Raw genomic sequence first — 18,311 nt, forward strand, 5'->3', positions numbered from 1 at the left:
GTGTTTGCTCCGTCAGGCTTTCAGGCCTTGCCCGCCGGCTCGGCGGCCGGCTTCCACACCTGGCCGATGGCCACGGACTTCAGCTTCTTCTGGCGGCCGTACCACAGGTTCACCAGGCCGCGCGAGAACACCACCGCCGAGAACATCGACGTGGTGATGCCCAGCACGTGCACCACCGCAAAGCCGCGCACCGGGCCGGAGCCGAAGATCAGCAGCGCGATGCCGGCGATCAGGGTGGTGACGTTGGAGTCCAGGATGGTGGCGAAGGCGCGTTCGTAGCCGGCGTTGATCGCCGTCTGCGGCGACGAGCCGTTGCGCAGCTCCTCGCGCACCCGTTCGTTGATCAGCACGTTGGCGTCGATCGCCATGCCCAGCGTCAGCGCGATGGCCGCGATGCCGGGCAGCGTGAGCGTGGCCTGCAGCATGGACAGCACCGCCACCAGCAGCAGCAGGTTGAACGCCAGCGCCAGCGTGGAGAACAACCCGAACAGCAGGTAGTAGGCGCACATGAACAGCGTGATCGCGGCAAAGCCGTAGAGCACGCTGTCGAAGCCCTTGGCGATGTTCTCGGCGCCCAGGCTGGGGCCGATGGTGCGCTCCTCGATGATCTCCATCGGCGCGGCCAGCGAGCCCGCGCGCAGCAGCAGCGCCTGGTCGTTGGCTTCCTGCGTGGTCATACGGCCGGAGATCTGCACCCGGCCGCCGCCGATCTCGCTGCGGATCACCGGCGCCGTCACCACCTCGCCCTTGCCCTTCTCGAACAGCAGGATCGCCATGCGCTTGCCGACGTTCTCCCGCGTCACGTCGCGGAAGACGCGCGCACCACGGGCGTCCAGCGTCAGGTTGACGGTGGGCTCTTGGGTCTGGCTGTCGAAGCCGGGCTGGGCGTCGGTGAGGTTCTCGCCAGTGAGGATGACCTCTTTCTTCACGATCAGCGGCTGGCCCTCGCGCTCCAGGAAGCGCTCCGTGCCGAAGGGCACTGGCCCGCTGCCCACCGCGGCCGCGGCGGCTTCGGCGCTACCGTCCACCATGCGGATCTCCAGCGTGGCGGTGCGGCCGATGATGTCCTTGGCGCGTGCGGTGTCCTGCACGCCGGGCAGCTGCACCACCACGCGGTCCAGGCCCTGCTGCTGGATCACCGGCTCGGTGGTGCCGAGTTCGTTGACCCGGTTGTGCAAGGTGGTGATGTTCTGCTTGAGCGCAGCCTCCTGCACGGCGCGTGCGGCCTGCGGCTTGAGCGCACCGGTGAGCTTGAAGTCGGAGCCTTCGGCCGACTCGGTCCACTGCCAATCCGGCAGCTGGTCGGCCAGCACGGCCTGCGCCTGCTGCAGCACCGCGTGGTCGCGAAAGCGCACGTTCACCGTGTCGCCGTCGCGCGAGATGCCCGCGTGGCGCACGTTCTTGTCGCGCAGCAAGGTGCGTGCGTCGCCCACCACGGCCTCGGCCTTCTTGGTGAGCGCCGCCTTCATGTCCACCTGCATCAGGAAGTGCACGCCGCCGCGCAGGTCCAGGCCGCGCGCCATCGGCAGCGCCTTCAGCTTGGCCATCCAGGTGGGCGTGCGCGCCATCAGGTTCAGCGCGACGATGTAGCTCGGGTCGTTGGCGTCGGGATTGAGCGCGTGGTTGAGCGCGTCCTTGGCCTTGAGCTGGGTATCGGTGTCGGCAAAACGGGCCTTCACCGAATTGAGCTCGAACTGCACCAGGTCGGCCTTCAGGCCCGCCTGCTGCAGCACCTGCTCCACCCGCGACACGATGCTGGCGTCCAGCTTGAGCGTGGCCTTGCCGCTGGACACCTGCACCGCAGGCGCCTCGCCAAAGAAGTTGGGAATGGTGTAGAGCAGGCCGATCAGCAGCGCGATGCCGATGATCGCGTACTTCCACCAGGGATACCGGTTCATGATGCCTTCCTTGCGCAGCCAAGACGCTGCGGCGGGCAGTGAGGCGGCCGCCGCGGCGGCCGGCCTGGTTGGACTTACTTCAGGGTGCCCTTGGGCAGCACCTGCACCACCGCGGAACGCTGCACCTGCAGCTCGACGCCGTTGGCCACTTCAAGGTTCACGAAGCTGTCACCCAGCTTGGTGACGCGGCCCAGCAGGCCGCCGGAGGTGACGATCTCGTCGCCCTTGGCCAGCGCCTCGATCATGGCCTTGTGTTCCTTCTGCCGCTTCATCTGCGGCCGGATCATCACGAAGTACAGCACCACGAACATCAGCACCAGGGGCAGCATGCCCAGCAGGCTGGATTCGCCGCCGGACGCTGCGGCCGGCGCGGTTTGCGCAAAAGCTTCGGAAATGAACACGTGTGGAATCCTCGAAAGGCAAACCCGCGAGATGCGGGCGAAGCCGAAAATTCTAAGCCGCGAGGAAACCCTTGCATGCGCTGGAGCTGCGCACAAAAGAAAACAGGCCCCGGACGGGGCCTGTTTGTCTGAATGCTGGTTGCGGGGGCAGGATTTGAACCTACGACCTTTGGGTTATGAGCCCAACGAGCTACCAGACTGCTCCACCCCGCGACTGAAAAAAGGACTATAGCAGAAAATCCCAACCTGCGAGTGGGCGCTTGCAGCCGCGGGCTTGGAACGCCCGCTTCAGAGCCCGGCCGCGCGCAGCGTCTGGCTGAAGCGCTCGGCGTTCTGGAAGCCCACCACGCGCAGGTTGCGCATCTCCCGGCCCTGCGCGTCGAAGAAGATGGTGCCCGGCGGGCCGAACAACTTGAAGCGGCGCAGCAGCTCGCGGTCCTCGGCGGTGTTGTGGGTGACGTCGGCCTTCAGCAGCAGGGCCCCGGCAAGCTGGCGCTGCACGTGTGCATCGGTGAAGGTGAAACGCTCCATCTCCTTGCAGGAGACGCACCAGTCGGCATAGAAGTCCAGCATCACCGGCCGGCCGGCGGCCGCCACGGCGGCATCGAGCTCGGCCACGCTGTGCACCGCCTGGAAGGGCAGTGCGGACGCGGCGCCGCCCTGCCCCGGCACCAGGTGCGCCAGCGGTTGCAGCGGATTGCTGCCGCCGCTGGCCGCGCCCACGAACTGCAGCAGCGCAAACACACCGGCCAGCACGCCCAGCACGCGCTTGGCGGCCACAGCCACCGTGAAGCGGCCACGATGCTGGCGTGAGAACGGCCGCAACAGCGCCGACGCCAGCGCCAGCAGTACGCCCCAGGCGGCCAGTGTCAGCGCCGCGGGCAGCAGCGGCTGGATCATCCAGATGGCCACGGCCAGCAGCAGCAAGCCGAAGAACTGCTTGATGCCTTCCATCCACGGGCCGGCCTTGGGCAACAGCGCACCCGCGGAGGCACCCACCAGCAGCAGCGGCACGCTCATGCCCAGCGCCAGCGCGAACAAGGCAGCGCCCCCCAGCAGCACGTCGCGTGTCTGGCTCAGGTACACCAGTGCGCCGGCCAGGGGCGCGGCCACGCAGGGGCTGACGATCAAGGCCGACAAGCCGCCCATGACGAACACGCCGGCCATGCGGCCGCCCTGCACCCGGTGCGACGCATTCGCGAGGCGGCACGTGATCGCCGAAGGCAGGCGCAGTTCGTACACACCGAACATCGACAGCGACAGCAGCACCAGCAGCAGCGCAAAACCGCCCAGCACGGCGGGCGTCTGCAGCGCCGCGGCCAGGCCCTCGCCGGCCAGGCCGGCCGCGATGCCGAACAGCGTGTACACCAGCGCCATGCCGAGCGAATAACTGCCGGCCAGCATCAGGCCACGCCCGCGCTTCGCATCCGGGCAGGTGCCGCCGGCGATGATGGACGAGAGGATGGGCAACATCGGCAGCACGCAGGGCGTGAGCGACAGCAATACACCGGCGCCGAAAAACACGAACAGCACGGTCCAGAAACCGCCGCCCTGCAGCGCACGGTCGAGCATGCTGTCGTCGGTGGAAGGTGCGGTGGGCGGCGTGCTGCGCGGCGCAGCACCGACCACTGGCGTGGAGCTCTGCACTGCGGCGAGGTTGGCTACCGCATCCCCGGTGGCCAGCACACGGGCGCTGCCATCACCACCAAAACCCGCAAGCCTCACATCGGCCACGCTGGGCATCGGCGGGTAACACAGGCCCTGGTCGGCACAGCCCTGGCCGATGGCGGTGAGCCGGAAACTGGCACCCGCCTGGGCGACCGGCACACGCACACGCACTTCATCGCGAAAGGTCTCGACGTTCTTCTGGAAGGTCTCGTCGAACTTCACCTTGCCGCGCGGGAAGGCCGGCTCACCCAGTGTGGCGGCGTCCGCGCTGAACTTGAACTGCTCCCGGTACATGTAGTAGCCGGGTGCGATGCGATAGCTCACTTCCACCGTGCGCTCGTCCGCCGCACGCACCGCGATCTGGAAGGCTTTTTCCGGCTCGAGGAAGTCGTCGGCGAAGGCGGGTCGCCAGGCGCTCCACAGCGACACCAGCAGCAACACCAGACGCAGGACAGATGAACTCATGCGAACAAGACCAGGGAAACGGACCAAGGTTCCAGGCGCACACGCATGCCAGCACTGGGCAGCGTGACTTCGGGTGCACCCGCGATTGCAGCATAGGCCATGGTTTGTTGCAGCGGACGTCCTGGAAGGCATGAATGCGCGGCCGGCGCGGCAGGAATCGGCGGGCCGTCGGCTCGCGTGGAGCGCCTGGCACGCCTGGGCCTGGACGCACACCCCTAAAACCCTGAAGCACGCGCGAGCCGCACCTTGCAGGGCATGGTTTACCCGGCGTCGCGGCCCCCTCGTTCTTGGTCTTGCACCATCAAAGTACGGGTTGACCCCAGTTGGGGCGCGCCGGCCTCAAGGCGTATCTTTCCGCGGCAAAAGCGAACGGGCGTTCGTTTTTTTGGTTTCCACCTCGAATTTCGGGTCGTCCGGTTCGCCGGAAACAACGAAAGGCCACCATGAAACCCATGCTGATGTCGGATGTCGGTTGGTGCAAGGCGATGAAGGACGTCTTCGCGCAGCACGGGTTGGACGCGGATGCGCTGTTCGCCGAAGCCGGTATCGACGTGGGCGACATCGACGTGTCCGACCTCGGCGAGCTGACCGATGCCTTCAGCCGCGCCTGGGAGTTGGCCGTCGCCAAGACCGGCAACCCCGCGATCGGCCTCACGCAGCCCACGCATCCGCTGGCCTCGCTGGGCGTTCTCTCGCATGTGGTGCTGGCTGCATCCGACGTGCGCAGCGCCTTGCAGAGCATCGCGCGCTTCACGCACCTGGCCTCGCCCACCGCGGCGGTGGACCTCAAGTTCGAAGGCGACCGGTGCCAGATCACGTTGCAGATCTCCCCGGGCCGGCGCCCGGTGGCACCGCAGCGTTATGACTTCCTTGGCGTGACCTGTGTGCACGGCCTGCACTGGGTGACCGGCCGCACCGTCAAGCCGCTGGTGTTCCATCACCCCGGGCCAGAGCCCGCCAACCCCGAGCGCTGGCGCGAGGTGTTCGGCTGCCCGGTGATCTTCAACGCACCCAGCTGCATGTTCGAGTTGCCGGTGAGCGAACTCGCGATGCCGATCCCCACCGCCGACCCCACCGTATCGGACCTGTGCGAGCGCATCGCCGCGCAGATCGCGGAGCAGCAAGGCGGCAGCGTGAGCACGCGGGTGCGCCAGGTGCTGCTGAAGCACCTGTCCAAGGGCGACCCGCGGCGCGAGACGGTGGCCTCCACCTTGTGCATGAGCGAACGCACGCTGCAGCGCCGCCTCACCGAAGAAGGCACCAGCTTTGCGGAACTGGTGGACGAAGTGCGGCGCGCCGCGGCCGAGCGCTACTTCGCGCACGGCGACTTCAGCCCCACCGAGATCACCTTCGCGCTCGGCTTCTCGGACCCGAGCAATTTCTATCGGGCGTGCAAGCGCTGGTTCGGCCGCTCGCCGAGCACCATGCGCTGTTCGACCTGACCGCCGGGCACCGCGCCATGTCCGACGTGCACGCCATCCACTGCGCCGAGGACTTCGCGCGCCTGCTGGCCGACCCGCACACGCCGCGCGAGCTGCTCGTGTCGGTGAGCGCTTCGCGCGAGGTGTGGCTCGATGTGTTGACCCAGCATCCTTATGCAGCGGTGTGGGTGGCCGTGAATCGCCACCTGCCCGATGAGATCGTCGAACACCTCGCGGCGCATCCCGGCATCCAGGTGCGGGCCGCGCTGGCCAGCAACAGCCGGGTGCGTGACGACCTGATGATGGGCCTGGCCCATGACAAGAGCGAGCTCATCCGCTTGCGTGTGGTGTGCAACGCGCATGTGTCGCGCGAGGTGCTGGTCGCGCTCACCAACGATCCCTGCCAACTGGTGTCCACGCGTGCGCAGGCACGCCTGGTGCACGACATCAGCGGCGTCAGCCTGCCGCCGTCCTACCTCGATCAGATCGAGGTGCTGTCGCTGCTGCACTGAGCCTGCGCAAGCGCTTCTCATCCATCGTTTGCCAGCGTGCCGCCACACGCTGGCGCAGCGCTGCGCGACCCTCGTTCACTAGGTAGGTTCCCGCCCCGCGATCGCAGGGCGTGTCGGGCCATGAGCTTGGCCGCGCGAGTCAGTGCAGCGTGTGATGGAGCTGACGATCATCGCAACGCGCCGCTGACGAAGGCTTCACCGGATCACTGGGCTACCGCCCGGTGCGACTCTCAAGAGGGCACAACTCGCAAGGGTAGGGCTACCACGCAGCGCGCGAGTGCTTTCAAGCCAATTCAACACAAACCTTTTCGGAGATCAGCATGAAACTGTTCAAGCTTTGCGCCGTCGCGGCCGCCCTGTCCGCAGCCGCCCTGTCGGCATCGGCCATGACCTCGATCCAGGACGAAGAACTGAGCCAGGTCAGCGGCCAGGACGGCGTGTCCATCGTTGCCGACCTGAACATCAACATCGGTTCGTTCACCTACGGTGACAGCGGCAACACCGTGTCGTTCAACAACATCGGCATCACCGGCATGATCGTCAACACGATCGACGTGCTGAGCGGCGCCGAGTTCCAGTCGGCTGCTTCCGCTGCCCTGGCTTCGCATGGCGTGACCGCTCCCGCCGACATCGGCGCGGTGCTGACTGCCACCGCTGCTGCCACCGGCTTCACCGGCGGCGACGTGGTGCAGTTCGCCTTCCCGAACGTGGGTGGCGTGACCGCTCGCCCGGCCACCCCGACCATCACGGTCGCTTCCGTGACCACCGGCCACGGCGGTGCGTCCTTCGGCTCGTTCGAGATCAAGAACCTCGACCTGCAAGGCACCAAGGTCTGGATGTACGGCCACTAAGCCGACTGGCTGCGAGGGCCCTTCGCGGGGCCTTTGCAGCGCATCGTGCGGAGGCCTCGTGGCTTCATCACCACGAGGCCTTTCCATCTGACGATCCAGACACCCGCCATCGCACCATGTTGTGCCGCCTCGCATTCGCCCTCTGCCTGAGCACCGCCTTGCTGGGTGCGGCTGGCAGCGCCTGCGCGCAGGGCCGGCCGATGGACGAAACACAGCTGTCCGACGTGTGGGGCCAGGCCCTGCTGCAGCTGACGAACACCAGCCTGAACGGCTACGACTTCTCCCGCATCACACTGGGCGCCGACGTCCAGTTCAATGCCAACTTCACCAACGTGCGCCTTGGCGAGTACAGCTACAGCGCCCGCAACGGCACCGGCGCCGACATCGACCTGGGCGCGTTGCGCTTCGGCCGCAGCGACGGCACCGAAGCGCAACGCGTGGTGAACATCACCGACCCGTACCTGGAGTTCGTCTACAAGAACGTGGGCGACGCGAGCAAGCGCGAAGTGGTGGGCATGCGCCTGGGCTTCGGCAGCATCCAAGGCGACGTGGGCATCCAGATGAACAGCGTGAGCGGCTCGCTGCTCATCAATGCCGCGGGCGGCGCGATCGATTCCCGCCTGGATCCGCTGGGCGGCAAGCGCTGGGACGGCACCACTTGCGGCGCCTCCGCGTGCAGCCTGGCGCTGTCGCAGATCGGCGGCATCACCGCGGGCGACGCGAATGGCGCCAGCCGCGACTTCTTCATCTCGCTGCTGCGCGAAGCGGTGCAGTACCCCACCGTCAACGGTGCGGGCGCGTCCGACAAGGCGCTCGAAGGGTTCTGGCTCAATTGGCGCGACCGGCTTACCGCCAATCGCATCAACCAGCCACCACCGCCCAACCTGCCGAAGCCGCCCGGAGGTTGATGTGGGAACGACCGTGATGTCGGCTTTCGGCCGCGCTGCGCTGCGCGCGATGTTCGCCGTGTCGATCGGCGGCGTTGCGGTGTGCGCGCAGGCCGCCGACATGCAGGCGCTGGACGAGACCGAGCTGGCCGACGTGCGCGGCAGCAACGGCATCGCGTTCAACCTCGTCAACTTCTCGCTCGCGGGCCCGCTGTCCCTCACCTACACCAGCCCGAACGGTGCCTCGCTGTCGCTGTCCAACCTGGCGCTGTCGCGCTCGGACGATCCGGACGCCACCTTCAGCGACCCCTACACGTTCAAGCTGGTGGGCCGCCCCGGCCTTGCCGATGCGATGCAGCTGTCCGAGCCGCTCAACGCCAACGGCCTGCTGAAGTGGCAGTTCGCGGCCGACTGGCGGGTGCAGGCCGACGGCATCACCCACGACGGTGGCGCGCTGGTCATCAATGACCTGGTGTCACGCGCGGGCCAACTCACGCTCACCACGCCCGCCACAGCCGGCGTGGACGGCATCGCCTTCGGCCTGGCACTCAACCTCGACATCGGCGACGTGCTGCTGCGCCCGCGTGGCCGCGCCGACGCCACCGAGCAGCTGCAGCTGCATGGCATCCGGCTGGGCGCCGCGGCGGAAGACGGCACGCCGCTCGGCACGCCCTGGGCGCTGGCCGACGCCAGCCTGCAGCCCGGCATCATCAACGCGGTGACCGATGCCGACGGCAAGTCCAGCCTGCACGTGGGCATCGGCTGGCCCACCACGACCGCGGGTGCGCCGATCGGCAGCCTGGTGATCGACAACACCAGCTTCAAGAGCGACATGCTGCCGGGCGGGCAGATGGACCTGGGCTCCAGCCGGATCGGCACGATGCAGATCCAGTACCTGGACGTCAAGCTGCGCCCCGGCTTGTGAGCTCACCATGCATGCGGTTGCCCTGCTCCTGGCCTTGCTGTGCTGCACCTTGCGTGCGGTGGCTGCGCCCGAGGCGCTGGACGACGACGCTCTCGCCGAGGTGCATGGCCAGGACGGCGTCAGCCTGTTCCTGCACCTGGAACTCGACACCTCGCTGAACCTGGGCTTCAAGGTCGATGGCCGCACCACGTTTGCAGTGTTGCAGGGCGTGGGCGGCACGGCCGACCTGTTCGGCCTCACGCTGGACATCGGGCGCCGGCCCGATGGCCTGGGCACCTTCATCGACGTGGGGCTGCCCGCGTGGGTGGGCTTCAAGGACTTCGGCTTCCGGGCCCTCGGCGCCCAGGCCGACCCGCAGACGCCCATCACGCCGGCCACCAGCTACGGGCAGCTGCTGATCAACGGCACTGCCAACCTGACCGGCCACGTCTACCTGTGGGCCGCGCCCTGAAGCGCCGCCGCAGCCATCCAGAGGACTTTCAAGCATGTGGACCATCCTGCTCGGTGTCGTGGCCGCCATGATCGGCGGCGCCGGCGCCAACGAACACCATCCGGCCAAGCCGCAGCCCGCCGACCAGTACGCCCTGCCGATGGTGCTGGTGGGCGGCGGCGTGGCGCCGGAAGACGCGCGCATCGAACCGTACTCCGAGTTCAAGTACCGCAACATCGTGCGCCAGGCCTACGACTACAGCTGCGGCTCGGCCGCGCTGGTGACCGTGATCAACAACTACCTCGGCATCCCGGTCACCGAGCAGCAGGCGATGGAAGGCATGCTGGAGCATGGCGAGCGCGAAAAGATCATCGCGCGGCGTGGCTTTTCGCTGCTGGACATGAAGCGATATGTCGCCACGCTGGGCGGTGACGCGGCGGGCTTTCGCGCCGACCTGAACGACCTGGCCAAGCTGCAGCAGCCGGCCATCGTGCCGATCGACTACGCCGGCTTCAAGCACTTCGTGGTGTTCCGCGGCCTGCGCGACGGCAAGGTGTTCATCGCCGATCCGTCGGCCGGCCACCTGGTGTTCTCCAGCGAGGAGTTCGCCAAGCTGTGGGACCGCAACACCCTGTTCATGCTGTACCCGCCGAAGGACCAACCCACCACGCTCGCCCGCCTGTCACTCACGGACCGTGAACTCGGCGTGGTGGACGGCGACCTCGTGCGGCAAGAAGCCGTGCTTCCCCAACTGGACCGGTCCGAGGCGCTGCAGCGTGCAGTGCAGTCGGGCCTGGGCATCTTCACCCTGCGAAAGCAATGACTCCGCTGTTCAAGACCTTCTCCACTGCGTCGGCCCTCGTGCTGTTTGCCGGCACCGCCGGCGCCCAGGGTGCCACCCCGCCGTCGGCTGCCGCCTCGGCGCCTGCAGCGGCGCCCGCAGCGGCGTCTGCGCCCACGCCAGCCCCGGCCACCGTGGTGGCACCGGCGCAACCCACCAGCGCCGAAGCCGCGCGTGAAGCCTTGAGCAAGAAGGAAGGCGACGTCGACCAGGCCAAGCTGCTGAAGGAGACGCTCACCGCCACCGACAAGCAGTACTCGCTGATCCGCAAGGGCCAGATCGCAGCGACCTACGACCTCAGCTATTCGTACATCGGCCAGCAGACCATCGACGTCAGCTTCAGCGACAGCGGCGAGATCAGCAACTTCGCACTCACCAACACCCGCGGCCACACGTTCACCAACACGGTGTCGGCCGACTACGGCGTGATGAACAACCTCACCGCCAATGTGACGGTGCCGTTCGTGAGCCGCTACTCGCAGTCCGAAAGTTTCTCCGGCCTGAGCAATGCGTTCGGCGACATCTCGCTGGGCGCGCGCTTCCAGCCCTTTGCCCTCAGCCGCGACATCCCCGCGCTGACCACCACCGCCACCTTGCGCCTGCCCACCGGCCGCAGCCCGTTCAAGACCATCGACGGCCAGGGCCTGGGCACCGGCTCGGGCTACACCTCGCTGTCGTTGGGCCTGAACGCGTCCAAGATCGTGGACCCGGTGGCGCTGTTCGGTTCGTTCAACGTCACGTTGGGCGCACCGGCCAAGCACCTGAGCCAAGTGCGCAACGGCCTGACGCTCACCGAAGTGAAACCCGGCCCGGCCTTCGGCTTCGGTGTCGGTTTTGCGTACGCGCTGTCCTACAACATCTCCACCAGCATGTCGTTCCAGGAGATGGTGTCCGGCCGCAGCACCCTCACGCTGGTGGACAACGGCGTGGGTGGCACCGGCAACACCACGCATCGCAAGACCACCACCCAGACGGCCTCCACGCTCAACCTGGGCCTGGGTGTGCGTGTCTCGCCGCAGACCACCGCCAACTTCAATGTCGGCATCGGCCTGACCAGCGACACACCGGACTTCAGCTTCGGCGTGAACGTGCCGCTGCACTTCTGAGGCAGGCTTCGTGATGCGGTCCCTCTCCTGCGCAGCGCGCCTGCGCGCCCGCCGCGGTGTGGTCAGCATGGCGATCGGAGCGCTCGCCGCTTTGTGTGCCGGCAACGCCAGCGCCTCGCTCACCGAGAACATCGGCGTCAACCCGATCGCGATGTCCATGGGCAACGCGGTCACGGCCGATCCGCCCGGCGTGGCGTCCATCCACTTCAACCCCGCCGGCCTCACGCGGCTGAAGGGCGAGGTGCGCCAGGACAGCGTGTTCGGCGCCTCCATCAAGCCCTACGCGAGCTTCCGCCAGCCGAAGGGATTCGACATCGGCGGCTGGCAGGAAGACCCGCTCAACGGCACCTCCACCGGCCGTGTGCGCCAGACCCTCATCCTGCCCGTCATCGGCATGGTCAAGGGCCGGCTGCCCGCCGCTGCGGCCGCCGGGCTTGGGCTGTCGTTCCACAAGGAAGGTTCTCCCTGGACCTTTGCCACCGGCGCCTACGTGACGCAGGCCGTGGGCCTGGACCGCACGCTGGACAAGGACGACCCGGCCCGCTTCGACGGCAAGAAGGTGGCCATCCAACGCCTGGTGTACCTGTCGCCCTCGGTGGGCTACAAGTGGAGCGACACGCTGAGCTTCGGCGTCGCGGTGCCGATCGCGCACCAGGGTTTTGCGCTGGACACCGACATGCGCATGCCCAACAAGCTGCTGGGCATCATCGGCCAGCTGCAGGACGCCTGGTGCGGCGACGACAGCAACCCGCTGGACGAGTTCGGCTTCGGCCTGTGTGGCGACCATCAAGGCGGCGGCCGTCTGCGGCCCTTCAACAAGATCGGCTCGATGCAGTTCGAGCTCACGGCGCCGGCCGATCCCACCTTGAACCTCGGTGTGCTGTGGGAGCCCACGCCCTGGGCTGCCGTGGGCGCCACCTACCAGTCGGGCTCCAAGACGGTGCTCACCGGGCGCTACACCTTCCAGGCCGAGCCCGACCTGGACAAGTTCGTGCAGGGCATGTACCACAGCCTGCTGGGCCCGATCGTGGCCTCGATGTTCGGCATGCCGACCTCGATACCGCCGTACCAGACCGGCAACGTCACCATGGTGCTGCCCTTCCCCGAGCATGTGCAGGTGGGCGTGAAGCTCAAGCCGCTGGAGCGGGTGCAACTGAACCTGGACGCCGGGTGGACCAACTGGAAGCGCTGGGACAAGCTGACCTTCCAGTTCGACAAGCAGATCAACCTGCTGATGATGGCGCGCCTGTTCGGCCAGACCGACCCGAGCAAGCTGGTCATTCCGCGCGGCTACAAGAACACGGTGGACTACAGCGCCGGCTTGCAGGTGCAGCTCACCGACAAGATCGTCGTGCGGGCCGGCTATGAGCCGCGCAAGAGTTCCATCCCCACCAACAAGATGGACCTGATCGCGCCGCTGCCCGACATCACCGTCAAGAGCCTGGGCCTGGGCTACCAGCTCAAGGAAGGCACCCGCATCGACGTGGCCGCCAGCTACGCCAGCGCCACCTTCAACCTGCCGGCCGAGACCAGCTGCAACCTCAACTGCAGCAACTTCTTCAACGTCATCTACAACCCCTACGCCGGCCTGGACGTGTCCGGTGGCATCCGCATCCGCTATTTCGGCATCCAGCTGACCCACCCTTTCTGAACGCCCGCCAAATGAAGTCCACGATGTTCCGCCGTACCGCCCTGGCCGCCCTGCTGGCTGCCGGTTCCATGTCCTTCGCCAGCGCGGCTTCGGCCCAGCAGGCGCCGTCGGCCGACAAGCAGAAGCTGGTGCAGCGGGCGCTCGCGCTGTGGCATGTGGAAGACGCTGCGGTGGCGATGGCGCAGCGCCCCGCCGCCGAGGCGGTGCAGCAGGCGCGCATCGCGCTGCAGGGCCGCGTGCCGGCGGCCAAGCAGGACAGCACGCTCAAGGAGATGGCGCCCGACGTGCAGAAGTTCATCGACGAGGTGACGCCCATCGTGCGCGACAACGCGGTGCGCCTGAAGGAGCCGGTGCTCGGGCCGCTGCTGGCGCAGAACTTCACCGAGGAGGAACTCAAGCAGCTGATCGCGATGCTGGAGTCGCCGGTGAAGAAGAAGTTCGAGTCGCTGGTGCCGCAGCTGGAACGGGCCTACGGCGAGAAGATCGCCGCCGACAGCCGCGCCGCCGTGGACCCCAAGCTGCAAGCGATGACGCAGGCCGTGGGCAGCAAGCTGCGCGCGGCCAGCATCGCACGCTGACCGGCGCCACACCGAAGCGCCAGCGCGAAGGAGGACGCCGTGACCCCCCCCCCGCCCGCGGCCCGGCCGCTGTCTGCCGCAGACCATGCGTGGCTGCGCATGGACACCGCGCAGAACCTGGTGGTGATCCACCTGGCATTCTGCTTCGATGGCGAAGTGCCGCTCGCCGCGGTGATCGCCAAGCTGCGTGCGCGCCTGCTGCCGCACCACCAGTTCACCCACCGCATCGTGCGGGGATGGTGGCGCGCGCACTGGGTGCTGGACCCGCAGTTCAGCATCGCGCGCCACCTCGACGAACTGTGGCTGCCGCCGGGCTCCAGCGCCGCCGACCTGAAGAGCTGGATGTCCAGCCGCGCCAGCCATCCGCTGCCGGCGGACCGGCCCTTGTGGCAGGCGACGCTGGTGCACGGCGTAGGCGGCCACAGCGCGCTGGTGATGCGGGTGCACCACTGCCTGGCCGACGGCATCTCGCTGATGAACCTGATCAGCGGCATGACCGACATCGCCGAAGGTGAACAGCCGGTGGCGCCCGCACGGGCCGCCGAGCGCGATGACCTGAGCCTGCGGTTGCTGCTGCGCCGCGCACCCCGTGTGCTGGCGGATGCCGCCCACATGCTGTTCATGCGGCGCGACCGGCCCAGCCGCCTCAAGGGCCGGCCGGGCATGGACAAGGCGGTGGCCTGGTCGCAGCCGCTGTCGCTGGCGATGGCGCGCGACCTCGCGCACCGGCAAGGAGCGACCGTGAACGACGTGATGCTCGCGGTGATCTCCGACGTGCTGCGCCGCCACCTGCAGGCCCGCGGCGCCGCCCACATCGGCGCGCCGCTGCGCACCGTGATCCCGATGAACATGCGCCCGCACGACGAAGCCCACCTGCTGGGCAACCGCTTCGGCCTGGTCGGCCTGGAGCTGCCGGTGCACCTGGCCGATCCGCTGCAGCGCCTGCATGCGGTGCGCGACGGCATGCAGGCGCTCAAGCGCGGCTTCCAGGGCCAGCTCGCGCTGGCGCTGGTGCGGGTGGCCGGCCGGCTGCCCGCAGCCTTGCAGACCGCGCTGCTGGGCATCTTTTCGCGCCGCTGCACCGTCATCGTCACCAACGTGATCGGCCCGGCGGAAGGGCGCAGCGTTGCCGGCCGGCGCATGGACGAGCTGATGCTGTGCGTGCCGCAAGGCATGACGGTGGGCGTGGGCGTGTCCATCGTGTCGTACGCCGGCGAGCTGCGCATCGGCTTCCTGGTGGACCAGCGCCTGATGCCTGACTGCGCCGCCGCCGCGGCCTCTGTGCGCGCGTGTTTCGAGCAGTTGCGCAGCGCGGCCTGTGCGTCCCCGGCGACGCTGCCGGCGCCCCTGGCGGAAGACGACAGCTTCTGGCCCTCGCCCATCGGGCTGGATGGAAAGGCCTGCGCACCATGAGCCCCCGCATCATCAGCACGATGAAGGCCTGGTCACTCGCTGCGCTGCTGGCGCTGGCGGCCTGTGGCGGCGGCGGTGGCGGTTCCAGCGACACCGCGCCACCGCCCGATGCCGCCCAGGGCAGCGTCTCCCTCAGCTTTTCCGGCGGTGCCCCCAGCGGCGTGGACCATGTGTGGGTCACCGTCACCGCGGTGGCGCTGCATGCCAGTGCCGACCAGCCCTGGTCGGCGTCCGACAGCAGCTGGCAGGTGGTGCGGCTGGACACGCCGGTCACCGTGGACCTGGCGGCACTGACCAATGGCTTGGTGGCCTCCTTCCTGATCGGCCAGGTGCTGCCGGCTGGCGACTACGGCCAGATGCGCCTGTTCATCGCGGCGCCGGACGGTCAGCTCACCGAGGGCGCCCGGCAGCTGAACCTGCTCTACAACGCACAGGTGGATGCCACCGACAGCGCGGGCGCGGTGTTGCACCAGCCGCTGGAGCTGGCGCAGCTCGGCCTGGGGCTGCGCGTGGCCGGGCCGCTGCATGTGGAGGCGCAGTCCAACAACGAGATCACGCTGCAGCTGGACCTGCAGCACAACCTGGTGCGCCTGGCGGGCGACGATGGCAACGACCGTTTCCTGCTGCGGCCGGACCTGCGCCCCTTGCGCCTGGATGCCACTGCCGCGATCGTCGGCCTGATGGACAAGAGCGCGTTCTGTGCGCCGGGCGTGCGCGCCGCCGGCTGCGTCCACGACGTGGTGGCGAGTGCGCTGCTGCCGTCGCCGGACGGCCGCTTCAAGCGCGTGGAGCGCTCCGCCCCGGTGACGGTGGGCCAGGACTACGCGGTCTTCGCGCTCTACCCGCTGCCCGAGAACGCGATGGTGGATGTGGTCATCCGGGGCCGCAACATGCAAACCATGGTGGTGCGCGCGGTACCCGCCGCGCCGGCCGACCTGCTGCATGCCACGCCCACCCAGCTGGGTGGCAACCCGGCCGATCCGAAGCATCCGGTGCCCATGGTGCCGGTGGTCCGGGCCGAGGGCGACGCCTTCGCCGCGGTGAGCCCGCCGCTGTCGCAGCCCGGTGTGCAGATCGTGTTCGCGCAGACACTCCCGGGCGCGGGCGAGCTGCCGCTGGAGATCAGCAGCGCCAACCTCGACCCCTTCACCGGCCTGCTCGTCCATGCGGAGCCGCTGCCCAGCGGGCCGTTGCGCGTGGCGACCTATTCGAGCGCGGCGCCGCTCAGCTTTGCCGATGTGGCGCCGGCCGAAGGCAGCAACCGCTTCAGCGTGGCCAGCCTGGGCACGGCCTACCAGGACACCAGCGCCTGGAAAGTGGTCGACCTGCCGGCCGGTGCGTCGACCGCCATCACGCCGCCCGATCCGATGGCCCGGGCCGGGCTGCAAAGTGGCATCCTGCACGTCACCCTCGGGGCCTCCCCTGCAGGCGTGTTCGATGCCGCGCAACTGGTGATCGCCGACGTGGGCGGGGTGGTCGCGGTGCGCGATGTGTCGGCCCTGCTGGCCGGCGGTGGCTCGCTCGATGTCGACGTGCCGGCCGGCAGCAACGCAGCCGCGCTGGGCGGCACGGCGGTGTACACCGTGTCGGTCCGCGCCTGGAAGCGCAGCGCGGCCGGCACCAGCCTGCGTTGGGCCCGTGCCGCTGCGCCGGTCGACATGCGCAGCGCACTGACCGGCAGCGCCAGCCTCAGCGCGCAGCCATGAACTGGTCGGTGGCCACCGCCCTGGCAGGCAAGCGGGTGCTGATCACCGGCACCACTGGTTTCATCGGCAAGGTGGTGCTGGAAAAGCTGGTGCGTGACGTGCCCGGCATTGCGCGCATGGTGCTCGTGCTGCGCGGCAGCCGGCAGCACGCTGACGCGCTGCAACGCTTGCGCGCCGAGGTGCTGTCCTCCAGCGTGTTCGATCACCTGCGTTGCACAGCCGCCGCGCGACTGCAGCGCTTCGTGGACGAACAGCTGCAGGTGGTGGACGGCTCGCTCACCGAGCCGCAACTGGGCCTGGAGGCCGAGGCCTTCGCGCGGCTGGCCAGCGAGGTCGATGTCATCGTGAACATCGCCGCCAGCGTGAACTTCCGCGAGGCGCTGGACCAGGCGCTCGCGATCAATACCTTCAGCGTGCGGCACCTGGCGGAGCTGGCCCGCGCGGCGGGCGGCATTCCGCTGGTGCAGGTCTCCACCTGCTATGTCAACGGCCATCGGCGCGGCCTGATCGCGGAGACGCTGGCGCCCGGAGTTCGCACCCGCCTGGCCGCACAGCCCGATGGCAGCTCCGATGTGCAGGGGCTGCTCGCGCAGTTGCAGCAGCAGGTCGCGCAGCTGAAGCAGCGTGTACCGGCCGGCCCCGCACAGGAGCGCGCGCTCGTGGACCTGGGCATCCGCCAGGCCAGGCGCCTGGGCTGGAACGACACCTACACCTTCACCAAGTGGCTGGGCGAACAGGTGGCCCGCCACGAGATGCGGGGCGGCACGCTGAGCATCGTGCGCCCGGCCATCGTGGAAAGCGCCTGCCACGAGCCGCAGCCCGGCTGGATCGAAGGCATGAAGGTGGGCGACGCGATCGTGCTCGCGTATGCGCGCGGCAAGACGCGCCTCTTTCCGGCGCGCCCGGCCGGCGTGGCCGACATCATCCCGGTGGATTTGGTGGCCAACAGCATCGTGCTCGCCACCGCGGAGGCGCTGCAGCACCCGGGCGCCTGCCGCATCTACCAGGCCGCCAGCGGTGCACGCAATCCGGTGCGGGTGGGCGAGTACGTGCGCCTGTGCCAGACCGAGATGCGCAGCAACGCGGCCGCATATCCGCGCCTGATCCGCCGCCCGCTGGACAAGCCGTTTCGCACCGTGCCACGCCCGCTGTTCCTCGCCGGCCTGGGCATTGCCGTGGCATTCGCGGGCTTGGCGCATCGCGTGGCGCGCGCGTTCGGCCTGCCGGCGCAACGGCTGGCCTTCTACGATGCGATCAACACCACGCGCGAACTGGCCACGGTGTTCTCCTTCTACACCTCGCCGCGTTACGTGTTCGACAACCGGGAACTGCTGGCGCTGGCGCAGCGTTTCGAGCCAGCGGACCGGCAGCGCTTTGAAGTGGATCCGCTGTGTTTCGACTGGGCCCATTACGTGGCCCGCATCCACCTGCCCGGGCTGGAGCGCTATGCGGTGAAGTCCGCGCCGACGGAGGGCGCGCGGGCTGCGCCCGAAGCCGCAGCGGCATTGCCTGGTGCGACGGCGCAGCTGCCCGGCAGCGCCAGCTGAGGCGCTGCAAG

General features: G+C 68.5%; 16 protein-coding genes and 1 tRNA gene. 13 read left to right on the plus strand and 4 right to left on the minus strand.

The features are described 5' to 3' along the window. Positions 1-20 precede the first annotated feature (20 nt). The 4 genes from secD to dsbD all read right to left on the minus strand — a co-directional run bounded on the left by secD (position 21) and on the right by dsbD (position 4,432). Entirely contained in the window at positions 21-1,898 is a 1,878-nt protein-coding gene (gene secD / locus VPH43_RS14510) for a protein translocase subunit SecD (protein ID WP_328578434.1), read from the minus strand. 74 nt (positions 1,899-1,972) lie between these two features. Then, on the minus strand, positions 1,973-2,299 hold the full coding sequence (gene yajC, locus VPH43_RS14515; RefSeq protein WP_328578435.1) for a preprotein translocase subunit YajC: 327 nt from the start codon (positions 2,297-2,299) through the stop codon (positions 1,973-1,975). A 136-nt stretch (positions 2,300-2,435) separates the two neighbouring features. Further along, positions 2,436-2,512: transfer RNA gene (locus VPH43_RS14520), tRNA-Met, on the minus strand. 75 nt (positions 2,513-2,587) lie between these two features. Next, positions 2,588-4,432 carry a protein-disulfide reductase DsbD gene (gene dsbD, locus VPH43_RS14525; RefSeq protein WP_328578436.1) on the minus strand — a complete coding sequence of 615 codons (1,845 nt, stop codon included), beginning with the start codon at positions 4,430-4,432 and terminating at the stop codon, positions 2,588-2,590. Positions 4,433-4,875: 443 nt separating this feature from the next. Here dsbD and VPH43_RS14530 point away from each other — a divergent pair, with 443 nt between their 5' ends. The 13 genes from VPH43_RS14530 (at position 4,876) to VPH43_RS14590 (ending at position 18,300) form a co-directional block, all read left to right on the plus strand. Beyond that, positions 4,876-5,874: an AraC family transcriptional regulator gene (locus VPH43_RS14530; RefSeq protein ID WP_328578437.1), complete on the plus strand. Its 999-nt coding sequence runs from the start codon at positions 4,876-4,878 to the stop codon at positions 5,872-5,874. Beyond that, positions 5,823-6,365 (plus strand): hypothetical protein, encoded by a 543-nt coding sequence (locus VPH43_RS14535; protein WP_328578438.1) that lies wholly within the window; start codon positions 5,823-5,825, stop codon positions 6,363-6,365. The genes VPH43_RS14530 and VPH43_RS14535 overlap by 52 nt, the downstream gene beginning before the upstream one ends. 320 nt (positions 6,366-6,685) lie before the next feature. After that, positions 6,686-7,216, plus strand: a complete 531-nt coding sequence (locus VPH43_RS14540; protein ID WP_328578439.1) for a DUF6160 family protein — start codon at positions 6,686-6,688, stop codon at positions 7,214-7,216. Between the two features lie 116 nt (positions 7,217-7,332). Continuing rightward, positions 7,333-8,124: a hypothetical protein gene (locus VPH43_RS14545; protein ID WP_328578440.1), complete on the plus strand. Its 792-nt coding sequence runs from the start codon at positions 7,333-7,335 to the stop codon at positions 8,122-8,124. 1 nt (position 8,125) lies between these two features. Then, positions 8,126-9,028 (plus strand): hypothetical protein, encoded by a 903-nt coding sequence (locus VPH43_RS14550; protein WP_328578441.1) that lies wholly within the window; start codon positions 8,126-8,128, stop codon positions 9,026-9,028. Between the two features lie 7 nt (positions 9,029-9,035). Further along, positions 9,036-9,479, plus strand: a complete 444-nt coding sequence (locus VPH43_RS14555) for a DUF6160 family protein (RefSeq protein ID WP_328578442.1) — start codon at positions 9,036-9,038, stop codon at positions 9,477-9,479. Positions 9,480-9,513: 34 nt separating this feature from the next. Beyond that, positions 9,514-10,281: a C39 family peptidase gene (locus VPH43_RS14560; RefSeq protein WP_328578443.1), complete on the plus strand. Its 768-nt coding sequence runs from the start codon at positions 9,514-9,516 to the stop codon at positions 10,279-10,281. Further along, positions 10,278-11,405: a transporter gene (locus VPH43_RS14565; protein WP_328578444.1), complete on the plus strand. Its 1,128-nt coding sequence runs from the start codon at positions 10,278-10,280 to the stop codon at positions 11,403-11,405. The genes VPH43_RS14560 and VPH43_RS14565 overlap by 4 nt, the downstream gene beginning before the upstream one ends. 13 nt (positions 11,406-11,418) lie before the next feature. Continuing rightward, positions 11,419-13,056, plus strand: coding sequence for an OmpP1/FadL family transporter (locus VPH43_RS14570; protein ID WP_328578445.1), 1,638 nt, complete (start codon positions 11,419-11,421; stop codon positions 13,054-13,056). Positions 13,057-13,079: 23 nt separating this feature from the next. Then, the gene (locus VPH43_RS14575) at positions 13,080-13,634 is read left to right on the plus strand and encodes a DUF2059 domain-containing protein (protein WP_328578446.1); all 555 of its coding nucleotides are present in this window, start codon (positions 13,080-13,082) and stop codon (positions 13,632-13,634) included. 39 nt (positions 13,635-13,673) lie between these two features. Then, the gene (locus tag VPH43_RS14580) at positions 13,674-15,047 is read left to right on the plus strand and encodes a WS/DGAT domain-containing protein (RefSeq protein WP_328578447.1); all 1,374 of its coding nucleotides are present in this window, start codon (positions 13,674-13,676) and stop codon (positions 15,045-15,047) included. Continuing rightward, positions 15,044-16,753, plus strand: coding sequence for a DUF4382 domain-containing protein (locus tag VPH43_RS14585; protein WP_328578448.1), 1,710 nt, complete (start codon positions 15,044-15,046; stop codon positions 16,751-16,753). The genes VPH43_RS14580 and VPH43_RS14585 overlap by 4 nt, the downstream gene beginning before the upstream one ends. Next, the gene (locus tag VPH43_RS14590) at positions 16,750-18,300 is read left to right on the plus strand and encodes a fatty acyl-CoA reductase (RefSeq protein ID WP_328578449.1); all 1,551 of its coding nucleotides are present in this window, start codon (positions 16,750-16,752) and stop codon (positions 18,298-18,300) included. Before VPH43_RS14585 ends, VPH43_RS14590 begins: the two co-directional genes overlap by 4 nt. The last annotated feature ends 11 nt before the right edge of the window (positions 18,301-18,311 follow it).

The sequence above is a fragment of the Ideonella sp. BN130291 genome (assembly GCF_036231905.1).
Classification (GTDB): domain Bacteria; phylum Pseudomonadota; class Gammaproteobacteria; order Burkholderiales; family Burkholderiaceae_C; genus CAMLIZ01.